The organism is Microbacterium sp. LWO14-1.2 (assembly GCF_038397715.1).
Lineage (GTDB): Bacteria > Actinomycetota > Actinomycetes > Actinomycetales > Microbacteriaceae > Microbacterium.
This window is the reverse complement of sequence record NZ_CP151633.1, coordinates 2,597,796-2,612,055: the sequence shown is the minus strand read 5'-3', so window position 1 is coordinate 2,612,055 and position 14,260 is coordinate 2,597,796. Positions and strand designations below refer to the sequence as shown.

The following is a 14,260-nucleotide window of genomic DNA, read 5'->3' as shown; positions in this document are numbered from 1 at the left end:
TTCCCGCACAGCAGCACCACCCGAACGAAGGAGTTCCCATGACGAAGCGCATCCGCGCTGCCGCGGCTCTCGTCGCCATCGGCGGCCTGGCCGCCGGTCTCGCCGCCTGCTCGTCCGACCCGTCGCCCGACTCGGGCTCGGACGGTCAGATCACGATCCAGGTCGGCGACCGCCCCTCGGCGGACCGCCCGGAGGACCGCGAGTACTTCGACGAGCGCGTCGCCGCCTTCGAGGAGGCCAACCCCGACATCGATGTCGAGGCCGTCGAGACCGCGTACGACGCCAGCACGTTCCAGGCCCTCGCGGCCGGCGGCTCGCTCCCCGACGTCCTCAGCGTCCCCCTCACCGAGCCGCAGGGCCTCATCAAGCGCGGGCAGGCCGCCGACATCACCGACGCCCTCCGCTCGGAGGATCTGCTCGACTCGCTGAACCCGACGATCCTCGATCTCGCGTCGGACGACGACGGCAAGGTCTACGCCGTCCCCACCAACGCGTACTCGTTCGGACTCGTGTACAACCGCTCGCTCTTCACGGCGGCCGGACTCGACCCCGACGCACCGCCCACGACGTGGGACGAAGTGCGCGAGGCCGCGAAGCAGATCACCGAGAAGACCGGGGCTGCCGGATTCTCCGCCCTCACCACCGCGAACACCGGCGGATGGCAGTTCAGCGGCATCACGTACTCGTTCGGCGGCACGATCGAGAACGAGGACGGCAGCGAGGCCACGTTCGACGACACCCCGTCGACCGACGCCCTCGAACTGCTGCACGCCATGCGCTTCGAGGACGGCACCCTGCCCGCGAACACCCTGTACGACATGGACACCCAGGGGCAGGACTTCGCCGCGGGCAAGATCGGCATGATGATCGCCGCGACCGACCGCTACTACGGCGTCGTGCAGAACCTGAAGCTGCCGGCCGAGGACTTCGGCATCGGCGGGATGCCGCAGGACGGCGGCGTCAACGGCACCCTGTCCGGCGGCAGCGTGCAGATCGTGAAGCCGGACGCCTCGGAGGAGGAGAAGGCCGCCGCGGTGAAGTGGATCAAGTTCTTCTACCTCGAGCGCTACTTCGACCAGGACGTCGCCGTCGCCGATGCGAAGGCGTCGAACGAGGCCGGCTCCGTGACCGGTCTGCCCGGACTCGCGGTCGTCAACACCGACGCGTACGACACGTACTTCGAGTGGATCGCCGACTACATCAACGTGCCGTCGAGCAACTTCACGCCGTACCTCGAAGCGTCGACCGAGATCCCGATCGTCCCTGAGCCGGTGAACAACGCGCAGGAGGTCTACGGCGCCCTCGACGGCGTGATCCAGGCCGTGCTCACCGACGAGAACGCCGACATCTCGGCGCTGCTCGAGAAGGCGCAGACCGACGTCCAGGGTCGCCTCGGCCGCTGACCGTCAGGTCGCCACACCCCACCGCGATCGGGGCGGGACACCGCTCCCGCCCCGATCCCTCCCGTCCGGAGAACAGATGTTCCAGAACCGCTCCCACGGTCGCACCGGCTCCGCGCCGACCGCGACCACCCGTCGCTGGCGCCGCCTGCGCCCCGGACTCGTCGCCCTCGGCATCGCGGCCCCCGCGATCCTCGTCTACCTGTACTTCTCGTGGGGCCCCATCGTCTCGTCTCTCGTGATGAGCGTGCAGACCGTCACGCCCGGTCAGGACGCGCAGTGGGTCGGCATCGAGAACTTCGCGTACGTGCTCTCCGACCCGCAGCTCCCCCAGGCCGCGCTGAACACCGTGTACTACACGCTCCTCGCGATCGTGTTCGGCTTCCCCGTGCCCCTCGCCCTCGCCGTTCTCATCGCCGAGCTCCGCGGGCACCGCTGGTACTTCAGCGCCCTCGCCTACCTGCCCGTCATGGTGCCGCCGGTCGTCGCCATCCTGCTGTGGAAGTTCTTCTACGACCCGTCGTCCGACGGCGTCTTCAACACGATCCTCGGCGCGATCGGCATCGGCCCCGTGCCGTGGCTCACCTCCCCGGCGTTCGCGATGCCGTCGATCGTGCTCGAGACCACCTGGGCGGGTGCCGGCACGGCCGTCATCATCTACATCGCCGCGCTCACCAGCATCCCCACCGAGCTCTACGAGGCGGCCGAGCTCGACGGCGCCGGCATCTGGAGCCGCGTCTGGCACGTCGCCCTGCCGCAGATGCGCGGCATCATCGGCACGATGCTGCTGCTGCAGGTCATCGGCACCATGCAGATCTTCACCGAGCCGTTCCTCTTCACCGGCGGCGGCCCGCTCGGCGCGACCAAGACGCTGCTCATGACGATCTACGACTACGCCTTCGTGCGGGTCGACTACGGCGCGGCGACCGCCCTGAGCGTCCTGCTCGCCGCCGTGCTGTGCGTCTTCGCCTTCCTCTACACCCGCCTGACCCGTCGCTGGAGCGCCTGATGAGCATCCTCGCCCGCCCTCGTCGCGCCGTGGACACCGCACCGGCGCCCCGCACCAACATCTCCGACTCCGACCGCCGCCGCCCCGTCGTGCGCGTGACCCTCGCGATCGTGCAGACGCTCGTGCTCGTCGCCCTCCTCGTCGCCGGTCTCGGCCCCCTGGTCTGGCTGGCGCTGGCCGCGGTCTCCCCCACCCAGGACCTCATCCGCGAGCCGTTCGCGTTCTTCACGAGCGGCGTCGTGCAGTGGGAGAACATCGGCATCGCGTGGGAGCGCGGCCGCATCGGGCACTACCTGCTCAACACCGCCGTGCTCGCCCTCGGTGCGACCGTGGCCACGCTGGTGGTGTCGACCACCGCCGCCTTCGTCATCACGGTGCTGCGCCCGAAGTGGGGCAAGCTGCTCTCGGCCGCGATCCTCGCGACGCTGTTCGTGCCGGGCATCGTCGCCCTCGTTCCGCTGTACCTCACGGTGCGCGAGCTCCCCGTGCTGGGGATCTCGCTCCTGAACACCCCGTGGGCGATCTGGCTGCCCGCCGCCGCCACGGCGTTCAACGTGCTGATCATCGCGAGGTTCCTCGAGTCGATCCCCGCCGACCTGTACGACGCGGCGCGCATCGACGGCGCCGGCGCCCTCCGCATCCTGTGGAGCATCGTGCTCCCGCTGTCGAAGCCGATCCTCGGCGTGGTCGCGCTGCTGTCGGTCGTGGCCTCGTGGAAGGACTACCTCTGGCCGCTGCTCGTGCTGCCCGACCCCGACCTGCAGCCGGTGTCGGTGGCGCTGCCCCGCCTCGCGGCGCAGACCGAGTTGAGCGTGCAGATGGCCGCGCTCTTCCTGTCGCTCATCATCCCCGTGGTGCTGTTCCTCGTGTTCCAGCGGCAGTTCCTGCGCGGCGCGAGCATGGCCGGAGGGGTGAAGGGATGACCCGCGTCCTCGTCACCGGCGCCGACGGCGAGATCGGTCGGGCCGCGAGCGCGGAGCTCCTCCGCGCCGGCTACGACATCACCGCCCTCTCCCTCTCGTACGGTTCCGACCACCCGGCCGACCGCGTGCTCGTCGGCGACACGACCTCGGTCGACGACGTCGCCGCCGCGCTCGACGGAGCGGATGCCGTGGCGCACTTCGCCGCGATCCCGCACCCGTCCCTCGGCACCCCGTACGAGGTGTTCCGGGTGAACACCGACTCCACCTTCAACGTGCTCGAGCAGGCGGGCAGCCGCGGCATCCGTCGCGCGGTGATCGCGAGCAGCATCAACGCGCTCGGCTACCCGAACAACCCGCACCGCGCGTTCCCGCCGTCCTTCCCGCTGCGGGAGGACACCCCGACCGACGTCGGCGACGCCTACTCGCTGTCGAAGGGGGTCGACGAGCAGACCGCCCGCTACGCGCACCGCCGCCACGGCATCGACGTGGTCGCGCTGCGGTTCCCGCTCGTCAAGTGGCCCGAGGTGCTGCGACGGGCGGCGGCCGAGGTCGCCGAGGACCCCGCGTCGATGGCTCGCGAGGGCTGGGCGTACCTGACGATGGCGGATGCCGCGAGGGCCGTGCGCGTCGCGATCGAGGCGACGAGCAGCGGCGTCCTCGTCGCGGGGCTCAGCGCCGACGACACGCTGCTCGGCGAGCCGACGAGCGCGCTGCTCGCCCGGTACGCCCCCGGCATCCCCGCCGATTCCCCCGTGGACGGGTCCTCGCCCCTCGTGGATGCGAGCGTCGCGGCGACCGTGCTCGGCTTCCGGCCGGCGGAGTCGATCCACGACGGCACGGCGACGGCCCCGCTGTCCGCTCCGTCTCTCACCCCGACGAGGAACATCCCGTGACCGACGCCCCTCCCCCTCCCCCGACGTTCGCCCAGCCCTGGGCGGCACGCGACGACGTGCGCATCACCGACGTTCAGGCCGTCGTCACGGCACCCGAGGGCATCCCGCTCGTGGTCGTGAAGGTGCTCACCAGCGACGACGGGCTCTACGGGCTCGGCTGCGCCACGTTCACGCAGCGTTGGCAGGCCGTGGTCGCGTATCTCGACCACATCCGTCCGCTGCTGGTGGGCCGGTACCCGGGCGACATCGAGGATCTGACGCGGCTCATCCGCTTCTCCGCGTACTGGCGCGAGGGCCCGGTGGGCAACAACGCGCTCTCCGGTGTCGACATGGCGCTGTGGGACATCGCCGGCAAACGAGCGGGCATGCCCGTCTACGAGCTGTTGGGCGGCCGGGTCCGTGCGGCGGCCGAGGTGTACCTGCACGCGGAGGGACCGGATGCCGAGGCCACGGCCGCGCACGCGGAGCAGCTGCGTGCCGCGGGGCTGCGTCACATCCGCGTGCAGACCGGGCAGCAGGGCATCGGCCACTACGGGGCGCCGCCCGCGCCCGGGCTCTACGACTGGGCCCGCAATCCGCAGGGCTGGCGGGTGTCCGAGTATCTGCGCCGCACCCCCGAGCTCTTCGCCCGCATGCGCGAGCTGCTCGGCGACGATGTCGAGCTGCTGCACGACGTGCACTCGCGCCTCTCGCCGCGCCAGGCCATCGCGCTGCTGCGCGACCTCGAGCCGTACCGCCCGTTCTTCATCGAGGACGTGATCGCCCCCGAGCACTGGGATCGCCTCCCCGAGGTCGCGGCCGTCTCGTCGGTGCCCCTGGCCGTCGGCGAACTGGCCACGTCGTTCACCGAGGCCGCCCGTCTCGTCCGGACCCACGCCGTCGACTACCTGCGCGCGCACATCTCCGACGTGGGCGGACTCAGCGCCGCCCGCCGGCTGGCCGTGCTCGCCGACATCGAGGGGGTGCGCACCGCGTGGCACTCGCCGGGCGACGCATCGCCCTTCGCCGTCGCGGCGGCGGTCGCGCTCGATGTCTCCTCCCCCGCCTTCGGCGTGCAGGAGGGCCACGTGTACAACGAGGCAAGCCACGAGGTCTTCCCCGGCATGCTCGACATCGAGAACGGCTGGCTCACCCCGAGCGACGCGCCGGGCTGGGGCGTCGACCTCGACGAGCGCGCCGCGGCGCGCTTCCCTGCCGGCATCTCCGGCCACGACGGCTGGGCGGCGGGCGTCCGCTCCACCGACGGCGCCCTGATCGCCCCCTGACCCCGTCCCTGTCCACTCCTCCCGAAAGCACTCGCATGCCCACGTGGTCCCTCGCGCCCTCCCGGCGCTCCCTGCTCCGCGACGGAGCGCCCGCCTTCCTGCTCGCCGACACGACCTGGGCCGCGTTCAGCGGGCCGACCGACGAGGAGTGGACCGACTACCTCGTGCGGCGGCGGCGGCAGGGCTTCACGGGTCTGCTCATCAGCGTGCTGCCGATCGAGCACGACCGCTCCGAGGGCGGGCTGTCGCCGTACGTCGTCCGCGACGGGCGCCTCGACCTCGACGGTGGCGACGCCGAGTACTGGCCGAGGGCGGAGCGGATGCTGCAGGAGGCCGTCGAGCACGGCTTCACGCCGATGCTCGTGCTGCTGTGGAACAACTTCGTGCCGGCGACCTGGGGCGCGGGACTCACTCCCGAGCTGGTGCTCGACGAGCAGCAGACCCTCGACCACGTGCGCGGGGCCGTCGAGCGCTTCGCTCGGTTCGCGCCGATCTGGATCGTCTCGGGCGACGACGACCTCGACTCCGAGGTCGCGCTCGCCCGGTATTCGCTGGCCGCCGCGGAGGTGCGCCGGCTCGCCCCCGACGCACTCGTCACCTGGCACAGCACGCCGACGGCACGGATGCCGGAGGCCGTCGCCGACGGGGAGCTGCTCGATCTGCACGGGCTCCAGCCGGGGCACAACCAGGAGTGGGACACCCTGCCCCGCGATCTCGTGCGCCACTACGCGGCGTTCTCGGTGCCGCGGCCGATCATCAACCTCGAGCCCTGCTACGAGGGACTGGGCCGCTTCGCCGGTCGCGCGCGGCATTCGCGGGAGGACGTGCGGCGGGCCAGCTGGACCGGTGTCGTGGCCGGGGCGGCCGCGGGGCTCGGGTACGGCGCGCACGGCGTGTGGAGCTGGCACCGCCGCGGCAGCGCGTTCACGGCCGAGAACGTGCACGGCATGCCGTTCCCGTTCTCGGTGGCCATGGAGTTCCCCGGCGCCGACGACGTCGGCTTCCTGCGTCGGGTCGTCGAGGGCGAGGTCCTGTTCGACCTCGACGAGGCCGCCGACCTGCTCGTGGACGAGCCGTCGGGAGCCGTGGTCGGGCGCGCAGGCGACCGGGTCGCGGTCTACGCGCCCGAGTCGTTCGCTCTCACGCTGCGGCTCGACCCCGCCGCTGTCGTCGCGGTGCGCGTGTACGACCTCGACGCCCGGCGGATCGACGCGGCACAGTGCACGCCGGTCGAGCACGACGGCGCCCCCGGCATCCGTCTCGAGCAGACCGAGTTCGCCGGCGATGCGCTGTTCGTGATCGACCTCGGCCGGTCGACCCCGTGACGACGGACGACGTGGTCGTCGCCTCGCACGGCATCCGCGTCGCCGTGACGAGGGCCGGCGGGGCGATCTCGTCGATCCGGGCGCACGGCGTCGAGCTGCTCGCGCGCACCCCCTGGGCGGACGAAGGGCTCGGCGGAGAGGGCGATGCGTGGCGGATGCCGTCGAGCAGCGCCGAATGGCATCGACGCTATCCCGGCGGCTGGCACCTGCTGACCCCGGCCGCGGGCGACCCGTCACCCGAGGCCGCCGTGGAGCAGCCGTTCCACGGCGAGGCGGCCTGGCGCTCCTGGCACGTGCGCGCGGAGGGCGACGCGGCGATCGTCGCGGAGGTGCTGCTGCGCACCGCGCCGCTGCGGGTGACCCGCACGGTGACCGTCTCGGAGGGACGCGTGACCGTCGACACGGTGCTGCGCAACGAGAGCGACGGCGATCAGCACGTCGTCTGGGTCGAGCACCCGGCGCTCGCGGGGGCGCTGTTCGACGACGCCGAGGTCACGCTCGGGGCCGACGGCGGCGACGGCGCCGAGCGTGTCGCGGTGCGGATCGTCGCTGCGCCCGGGTCGCGGTTCGACGACCTCGACGCCGCCTCCGGACGCGTCCTGATCGCGTCGGCGTCGGCCGGGCTCGACCTGACGCTGACATGGGATGCCGCGCTGCTCCCCCGCCTGTTCGTCTGGCAGGAACGGCACGGCTCCGCGGGGTTCCCGTGGTGGGGCGCGGTCGACGCGGTGGGCCTGGAGCCGGCATCCGACGCCTACGGAACGGCTACCCTCGGGTCGGGGTCGGTGACGGTGGCCGCCCGCGGCGAGCGCCGCAGCCGCTTGGCGTGGGAGATCCGGCCGCGCGAGTGAGCGTCGCGGCACCGGATCGCTACAATCGTTCTGCGATGTCAAGCAAAGCGATTTCCCTCAAGGACGTGGCCGCCATCGCGGGGGTCTCCGTCTCGACCGCGTCGAAGGTGCTGCGCGGCGGGGGCAAGGCATCGGACGCCACTCGCGAGCGCATCCTCGAAGCCGCTGCGCGCCTGGACTACGAGCCGAACGCGCTGGGTCAGTTCCTCGCTCAGGGGCGCAGCGCCACGATCGGCGTGCTCACCCTCAACGCACCGGGCGCGTTCACGATGCCGGTGCTCACCGCCGCGACGACGGCGCTGGGCGCACGCGACCTGTCGGTGCTCGTGTCGGACTCCCGGCTCGACCGTGCGGTCGTCGCGGCAACGGTGCGCAAGTTCCGCGCGCGCAAGGTCGACGGCCTGCTGGTCGTCGGCGACGGCAGCGGCACCGCGATGCGCTCGGTCACGGCCGGGTTCACCGTGCCGGTCGTGTACGCGTACGGGTTCTCGGACGAGCCGGACGACGTGTCGTTCGTGCACAACGGCCAGGTCGCCGGAGAGCTCGCGGGTCGGCACCTGCTCGGTCTCGGCCGTCGCCGCATCGCGCACATCGGCGCCTCGCTCGACGACCACTCCGCGAGGGAGCGCGCCGAGGGTCTGACCTCGGTGCTCGCCGCCGAGGGTCTCGAGCTCGTCGGCGGAGCCGGGTTCCACGGGGACTGGTCGCGGTCCTGGGGGCGGCGCGCCGCCGAGGACCTCGTCGCGTCCGGGCTCGAGTTCGACGCCGTGTTCTGCGGCAACGACACGATCGCCATGGCCGCATCCGAGGTCTTCCGGCAAGCGGGGCTCCGCATCCCCGCCGATGTCGCGATCGTCGGGTTCGACAACCTCGCCGGCCTCATGGACCAGCACGACCGCACGCTCACCACGATCGACCCGCTGCTCAGCACCGTGGGAGAGCGCGCGGCCGAATACCTCGCCGACGCCATCGAGGGCGGCGCCTACGAACCAGGAGTGCACCGCGTCGACGGCATCCTCATCGAGGGCGAGTCGTCGGTGGGCCCTCGATCCTGACCTTCACGACGTCGGACGCCCTCACTCCAGTTCGTCGAGCACCAGTTCGCCGCGCGCGTTGAGCCGCGCCATCATCTGCTCGATGCGTCGCGGGTCGACCTTGGGCGCGGGGCTCTGATCGAACTCCATCACCATCGGGATGCTCGGGTGGATCCACGCCGACATCGCGCCGACGCGCTGCGAACCGCCGGGCCAGGTCATCATGAAGCTCTCCTGCCGCCGCAGCTTGGTCGCGATCACGATCTTCACGTGCACCAGCACATCGTCGTCGATGTCGATCGCCGGACGCGAGCTGTTGTATTCGAGCTTTCCCATGATCGAACAGTACCGCCGAGAAGGAGGATCAGCGTGCCGCTTCCCTCGCCCGCATCCGCGCGGACGGAGGGCGGGCGCTCTGCGCGCGGGTACGGTGAGCAGGTGACCGCATCCGAGCACCGCCCGCAGCCCGCCGCACCGCGCGTCGCCGTGGTCGGACCCGGCGCGATCGGCACGACGATCGCCGCGGCGCTGCACGCGAGCGGTCGGACCCCCGCGCTGTACGGTCGCACGGCGCGCGAGTCCCTGGAGCTCCTGGTCGGCGACGCGCGCATCAGCGTGCCCGGCCCCGTGCGCACCCGGCTCGAGGAGGTCGACACCGAGGTCGACGGACGGGTCGACGTCGTCTTCCTTTCGGTGAAGGCCACGCAGATCGGCGCGGCGGCTCCGTGGCTCCGAGCGCTCTGCGGTCGCGACACCGTGGTCTGCGTCCTGCAGAACGGCGTCGAGCAGGTGGCGATGGTGTCGCCGCACGTGGCGGAGGGCGTCACCGTGCTGCCGTCGGTGGTGTGGTTCCCCGCGCAGGCCCAGCACGACGGATCGGTGCGACTGCGCGGCGACGCCCGGCTCACCGTACCCGCAGGAAGCGATGCCGACCGGATAGCCGCCGTCCTCGACGGAACGCTCTGCACGGTCGAGGTCTCGGCGGACTTCCCGGCGATGGCGTGGCGCAAGCTGCTGCAGAACGCGGCGGCCGGCCTCATGGCGCTCACGGGGCGCCGCGCGGGCGTCTTCCAACGCGACGACCTGGCCGACCTGACACGGGCGTATCTGCAGGAGTGCGCGGAGGTCGCCCTCGCCGAGGGCGTCGCGCTCGATGCCGGAGTCGCCGACGGCATCCTCGCGGGCTTCCGCTCGGCGCCCGCCGACCTGAGCACCTCGATCCTCACCGACCGCGAGGCCGGACGCCCCCTGGAGTGGGACGTCCGCAACGGCGTCGTGTCGCGGCTGGCCGCACGCCACGGCATCCGCACCCCGGTCTCCGACCTCGTCGCGACGCTTCTTGCGGCGACCAGCGACGGCCCGGGATGAGGATGAGCGCTCAGCGCTCGAAGACCACCTCGCCGCCGACGACCGTGGTCGTCACCTGCTGCTCGGCGATCCGCTCGGGGTCGATGTCGTAGAGGTCGTCGCTCAGCGCGATGAAGTCCGCCAGCATCCCGGCCTTCAGCGTACCCGTGGCGTGCTCCTGCCCCACCGCGTACGCCGATCCGAACGTGTAGGCGCGCACGGCCTGGTCGACCGTCACGCGCTCGCGCCCGCCGAGCACGACGCCGCCGCTCGTCCTCCGCAGCACCATGTCGCGCAGCGACACCAGCGGGTTCGCGTCGGAGATCGGCGAGTCGGTCGACCCGTTGATCACGATCCCGGCATCCGCGAGGGACTTCACGCGGTAGATGTCGTCACGACGATCCGCGGCGACCGCGGCGGCCATGCCGTCGCCGAAGTCCGAGACGAACACGCCCTGCGGCACCGGGATCACACCCAGGCGCGCCGCGCGCGCGATGTCGTCGTCGCTCGCGAGCGCGAAGTGCTCGATGCGGTGGCGCACGTCGGGTCGAGGCGCGATGCTCTGCGCGTGCTCGATCGCGTCGAGCACATGAGTGATCGCACGGTCGCCGATCGCGTGCGTGGCCACGGTCCATCCGGCGAGGTGGGCGCCGACGATGTAGTCGCGCAGCGCATCGGGCTCGTGCAGCAGCACGCCGAAGTTCTCGGCCTCGCCGTGGAAGCACGCGTGCATCGCCGCCGAACGGCCGATGAACGAGCCGTCGGCGACGATCTTCACCGGCCCCACGCGCAGCCTGTCGTCGCCCAACCCGGTGCGGATGCCGAGGTCGAGACCCAGCACGTCCTTGTCGGGGAGGTCGGTGAACGGATGCAGCACGGTGATGTAGGGCATGAGGGTCGTGCGCACGCGCAGCGTCCGCTGCTCGACGGCCGTCTGATAGGCGTGGTAGTCGAGCGGGCTGTTGCCGACCATCCGGATCTCGCCGATGCCCGGCTCGGTCACCGACGTGAGCCCGTAGCTCAGCGCCTGGTCGCTCGCGAGACCGAGGTTGCGCTGCACCTCGTCGAGTCCCATCGGCCGCACGAGCGCGAGGATCGGGGCCATCGCCGACTCCTGCAGCAGCCCCTCCGGCCGCCCATCGCGGTCGCGCGGGATCCCGCCGCCCGGGATGTCGGGGAAGCCCTCGCGCGCGGTGTATCCCGCGAGCTCGAACGCGCGCGTGTTCGCGACCATCATGTGGCCCGACACGTGTTCGAGGATCACGGGCCGCCCGCCCGCCACCCGGTCGAGCCCCTCGGCGGTCGGGTGCGCCTCCAGGAAGTTCTGGTCGTACCCCGATCCGCGCACCCAGGCGTCGGGGGCCGACCCGGCGGCGTGCGCGCGCACGGCCTCGTAGAGCTCGTCGAGCGAGTTCACGGCGCCGGGACGCAGGTTCAGCGACGCGAGACGGAACCCGGTGAGCGAGAGGTGGTGGTGCGCGTCGTGGAACCCCGGCAGCACCGGTTGCCCGTCGAGGTCGACGACCTGCGCCGCATCGACTCCCTCGAGCTCATCGTCGAAGCCGACGATCCGGCCGTTGAGCGCCCCGATGCTGCGGGCCGTCGGCCGTTCGGGGTCGAGGGTGCGGATGCGGGCGTTGGTGAAGATCGTGTCGACGCGCATGGTCTCTCTCGCGGTTCTGGTCGAGTCGGCGGGCGGCAGGTCGGCGGACAGCCGGGATAGCCGGGGTCGGGGGTGGCTGGTCAGCGGACGGCGGCGACGCTCTCGGCGTGCGCCGAGCGGACGATGCGCCGCTGCAGCCCCCACACGCCGGCGATCGTGACGAGGATCATCACGGCGTAGAAGACGGCCACCGCCCACACGCTGCCGCCGGAGGAGTTGAGGATCCACTGCGCGACGAGCGGCGTGGATCCTCCGAACACCGTGGCGCACAGCTGGTACGCGAGCGAGACGCCCGAGTAGCGGATGCGGGCGGGGAAGGCGGAGGCCAGCAGTGTGGCGAGGAGGGCGTAGTAGGCCGTGCTGCCGATGATCGTGGCGTAGAGGGTGACCGTGATCCACAGCGGCGACGCGGCCTGGATGGCGAGGAAGTACGGCACCGTCAGCACGACGCTCAGCACGAGCCCCGCGAGCATGACCCTGGCGATGCCGAAGCGCTCGGCGATCTTCGCGGCGATGGGCTGCCAGATGAACTGGAGCACCGCCATGCCGAGCAGGATGTTGAGCATGAGCTGACGGTCGATTCCGAGCGAGCCGGTGGTCCAGGCGAGGAGGAACGTGTTCGAGAAGTACGCGTTCGAGATGCCCATCACCGAGGCGAGCACTCCGAGTCCGATGAGCAGCGGCGCGGTGCGGATCGCGACGAGCACCGGGGCGCTCACGACCTCCTGCGACTGCTTGGCCGCCTCGAAGTCGGGCGACTCCTCGACCTTCACGCGGATGACGAGTCCGACGATGACGAGGATCGCCGACACGAGGAACGGGATGCGCCAGCCCCAGGAGATGAACTGCTCGTCGGGGAGCAGTCCCACCAGCAGGAACATCACGGTCGCGAGGATCGAGCCGGCCGGCGAACCCTGCTGCACCCAGGCACCGGCGAGGCCCTTCTTCTCGGCGCGCGCGTTCTCGGTCGACAGCAGCACGGCGCCGCCCCACTCCCCTCCGACCGCGAAGCCCTGCAGCCCGCGGAGCACGACGAGGAGGATCGGGGCGAGGATGCCGATCTGCGCGTACGTCGGGAGCAGGCCGATCAGCGTGGTCGCCGTTCCCATGAGGATCAGCGTGAGCACGAGCACGTTCTTGCGACCGAACTTGTCGCCGAAGTGGCCGAACACGAGTCCGCCGATCGGACGCATCAGGAAGCCGACCCAGAAGGTCGCGAACGAGGCGAGCAGCGCGGCGCCCGGCGCCACGTCGGGGTAGAACACGCGGCCGAAGACGAGGGCGGCGGCGGTGCCGAAGATGTAGAAGTCGTACCACTCGATCGCCGTGCCGACGAAGGCACCCACCATCGAACGACGTTGCCGGGCAGGACTGATCTCAGTGTGCGAAGTAGCCATCGGGGGGGCTCTCTGGTCGGAGGGAGTCGGGATCTGCTCATCCTCACCGGCCGGAGCCATGCTCGTCCAATGAGAAAAACGGTTCTCGACATACGATTCTCGTATGTACGGAGAACGGGAGCTCGAGGCGTTCGTCGCCGTCCTCGACTGCGGATCGGTGAGTCTCGCAGCAGAACGCCTGATCAGGACCCAACCGACGGTGTCGCGGCAGATCGCCTCGCTCGAACGCCAGGTCGGCGCCGCACTCTTCCGGCGGATGCCGCAGGGCATGGTCACGACGTACGCCGGCGAGCGCCTGGAGCCGATGGCCCGCGACCTCGTCCGGCGCGGCCGTCGCGCGCGGGAAGTCATGAGCGGCATCGTGCAGAACGAGCGCTCGTTCGTCGCGGCCGCTCCCGAGATGACGAGCGTGCTCGTGCTCGCGCCGTTCATCGCCCGAGGCGGACCGATCTCCGACGTGGTCGTCGCGACGCCCGCCGAGACCTACGACCGGCTGCGGTCGGGCGCCGACCTCGCCGTGACGACCAGCCCGCCGGACTCGCGACTCCGCAGCCGCCGCATCCTGGACCTCCCCCTCTACTGCCAGCTCCCCTCCGACCATCCGCTCGCCGCCGGCGACGCAGTCGAGCTGCGCGACCTGCTCGCCGGCCCCTTCCTCACGTCGGGGGTCGGCTCCGCCGCCTGGACGCAGATCCAGCGAGCAGCCGAGGGCGAGGCGTGGTCGCTGGAGATGGCGAGCTTCGGCGCGGACGCGCCGATCGTGCAGGCCCGTTCGGCCGCCGGACACGGTCCGTGCGTGGTGGTCGAACCGCCGCGCTTCGGCTTGCTCTCCAAGCCCCTGCTCCACCGGGGCACGCCCATGCAGTGCGCGTTGTACGCGAGTTGGGAGCGCGCACACTATGCCCGCGACGACATCCGAGCGGTGATCGACGAGCTCGCCGCCTTCGTCGCCGACCACGTGTCGGGACTGCACGAGAAGGCAGCTCTCCGCGCCCTCTGACGCCGTCCCGACAGCCTTCCGGAGCGTCCGGAGCACCGTCCGGGGCGGTACTGATTTACGCGCGGTCCTCGCATTCCCGGGGGTCGGGGTGCATGAAAAAAACTTCCTGCTCGTTTCCGTGGAGACACGCCGTGGGTCCGGAAAAGCCCGCCA

General features: G+C 71.4%; 13 protein-coding genes. 10 read left to right on the top strand and 3 right to left on the bottom strand.

The window, feature by feature from the left end:
* The first annotated feature begins 38 nt into the window (after positions 1-38).
* The 8 genes from MRBLWO14_RS12505 to MRBLWO14_RS12470 all read left to right on the top strand — a co-directional run bounded on the left by MRBLWO14_RS12505 (position 39) and on the right by MRBLWO14_RS12470 (position 8,721).
* Positions 39-1,403 (top strand): extracellular solute-binding protein, encoded by a 1,365-nt coding sequence (locus MRBLWO14_RS12505; RefSeq protein ID WP_341933486.1) that lies wholly within the window; start codon positions 39-41, stop codon positions 1,401-1,403.
* Positions 1,404-1,479: 76 nt separating this feature from the next.
* Positions 1,480-2,409 (top strand): sugar ABC transporter permease, encoded by a 930-nt coding sequence (locus MRBLWO14_RS12500; protein ID WP_341933485.1) that lies wholly within the window; start codon positions 1,480-1,482, stop codon positions 2,407-2,409.
* Positions 2,409-3,332, top strand: coding sequence for a carbohydrate ABC transporter permease (locus MRBLWO14_RS12495; RefSeq protein WP_341933484.1), 924 nt, complete (start codon positions 2,409-2,411; stop codon positions 3,330-3,332). Before MRBLWO14_RS12500 ends, MRBLWO14_RS12495 begins: the two co-directional genes overlap by 1 nt.
* A complete protein-coding gene (locus MRBLWO14_RS12490) occupies positions 3,329-4,225 on the top strand; it encodes an NAD(P)-dependent oxidoreductase (RefSeq protein WP_341933483.1) in 897 nt (298 codons plus the stop codon). The genes MRBLWO14_RS12495 and MRBLWO14_RS12490 overlap by 4 nt, the downstream gene beginning before the upstream one ends.
* A complete protein-coding gene (locus MRBLWO14_RS12485) occupies positions 4,222-5,490 on the top strand; it encodes an enolase C-terminal domain-like protein (RefSeq protein ID WP_341933482.1) in 1,269 nt (422 codons plus the stop codon). The genes MRBLWO14_RS12490 and MRBLWO14_RS12485 overlap by 4 nt, the downstream gene beginning before the upstream one ends.
* A gap of 35 nt (positions 5,491-5,525) precedes the next feature.
* On the top strand, positions 5,526-6,815 hold the full coding sequence (locus MRBLWO14_RS12480; RefSeq protein ID WP_341933481.1) for a DUF4038 domain-containing protein: 1,290 nt from the start codon (positions 5,526-5,528) through the stop codon (positions 6,813-6,815).
* Entirely contained in the window at positions 6,812-7,666 is an 855-nt protein-coding gene (locus tag MRBLWO14_RS12475; RefSeq protein ID WP_341933480.1) for a hypothetical protein, read from the top strand. The genes MRBLWO14_RS12480 and MRBLWO14_RS12475 overlap by 4 nt, the downstream gene beginning before the upstream one ends.
* A 35-nt stretch (positions 7,667-7,701) precedes the next feature.
* Positions 7,702-8,721, top strand: coding sequence for a LacI family DNA-binding transcriptional regulator (locus MRBLWO14_RS12470; protein ID WP_341933479.1), 1,020 nt, complete (start codon positions 7,702-7,704; stop codon positions 8,719-8,721).
* A gap of 21 nt (positions 8,722-8,742) precedes the next feature.
* Here MRBLWO14_RS12470 and MRBLWO14_RS12465 read toward each other — a convergent pair whose 3' ends face one another.
* The gene (locus MRBLWO14_RS12465; RefSeq protein ID WP_341933478.1) at positions 8,743-9,036 is read right to left on the bottom strand and encodes a hypothetical protein; all 294 of its coding nucleotides are present in this window, start codon (positions 9,034-9,036) and stop codon (positions 8,743-8,745) included.
* A gap of 102 nt (positions 9,037-9,138) precedes the next feature.
* Here MRBLWO14_RS12465 and MRBLWO14_RS12460 point away from each other — a divergent pair, with 102 nt between their 5' ends.
* Positions 9,139-10,068 carry an oxidoreductase gene (locus MRBLWO14_RS12460; RefSeq protein WP_341933477.1) on the top strand — a complete coding sequence of 310 codons (930 nt, stop codon included), beginning with the start codon at positions 9,139-9,141 and terminating at the stop codon, positions 10,066-10,068.
* Between the two features lie 10 nt (positions 10,069-10,078).
* On the opposite strand, the gene MRBLWO14_RS12455 is transcribed toward MRBLWO14_RS12460, so the two are convergent.
* Positions 10,079-11,710, bottom strand: a complete 1,632-nt coding sequence (locus MRBLWO14_RS12455) for an amidohydrolase (RefSeq protein ID WP_341933476.1) — start codon at positions 11,708-11,710, stop codon at positions 10,079-10,081.
* An 80-nt stretch (positions 11,711-11,790) separates the two neighbouring features.
* The gene (locus tag MRBLWO14_RS12450; protein ID WP_341933475.1) at positions 11,791-13,059 is read right to left on the bottom strand and encodes an MFS transporter; all 1,269 of its coding nucleotides are present in this window, start codon (positions 13,057-13,059) and stop codon (positions 11,791-11,793) included.
* Positions 13,060-13,210: 151 nt separating this feature from the next.
* On the opposite strand from MRBLWO14_RS12450, the gene MRBLWO14_RS12445 reads away from it, so the two are divergent.
* Positions 13,211-14,107, top strand: coding sequence for a LysR family transcriptional regulator (locus MRBLWO14_RS12445; protein ID WP_341933474.1), 897 nt, complete (start codon positions 13,211-13,213; stop codon positions 14,105-14,107).
* Positions 14,108-14,260: the final 153 nt, after the last annotated feature.

Coding starts and splice junctions, on each gene's coding strand:
- MRBLWO14_RS12465 (WP_341933478.1), bottom strand. CDS start 9,036: ATGGGAAAGCTCGAATACAACAGCTCGCGTCCGGCGATCGACATCGAC.
- MRBLWO14_RS12480 (WP_341933481.1), top strand. CDS start 5,526: ATGCCCACGTGGTCCCTCGCGCCCTCCCGGCGCTCCCTGCTCCGCGAC.
- MRBLWO14_RS12505 (WP_341933486.1), top strand. CDS start 39: ATGACGAAGCGCATCCGCGCTGCCGCGGCTCTCGTCGCCATCGGCGGC.
- MRBLWO14_RS12445 (WP_341933474.1), top strand. CDS start 13,211: ATGTACGGAGAACGGGAGCTCGAGGCGTTCGTCGCCGTCCTCGACTGC.
- MRBLWO14_RS12500 (WP_341933485.1), top strand. CDS start 1,480: ATGTTCCAGAACCGCTCCCACGGTCGCACCGGCTCCGCGCCGACCGCG.
- MRBLWO14_RS12450 (WP_341933475.1), bottom strand. CDS start 13,059: ATGGTGGGTGCCTTCGTCGGCACGGCGATCGAGTGGTACGACTTCTAC.
- MRBLWO14_RS12490 (WP_341933483.1), top strand. CDS start 3,329: ATGACCCGCGTCCTCGTCACCGGCGCCGACGGCGAGATCGGTCGGGCC.
- MRBLWO14_RS12495 (WP_341933484.1), top strand. CDS start 2,409: ATGAGCATCCTCGCCCGCCCTCGTCGCGCCGTGGACACCGCACCGGCG.
- MRBLWO14_RS12455 (WP_341933476.1), bottom strand. CDS start 11,710: ATGCGCGTCGACACGATCTTCACCAACGCCCGCATCCGCACCCTCGAC.
- MRBLWO14_RS12470 (WP_341933479.1), top strand. CDS start 7,702: ATGTCAAGCAAAGCGATTTCCCTCAAGGACGTGGCCGCCATCGCGGGG.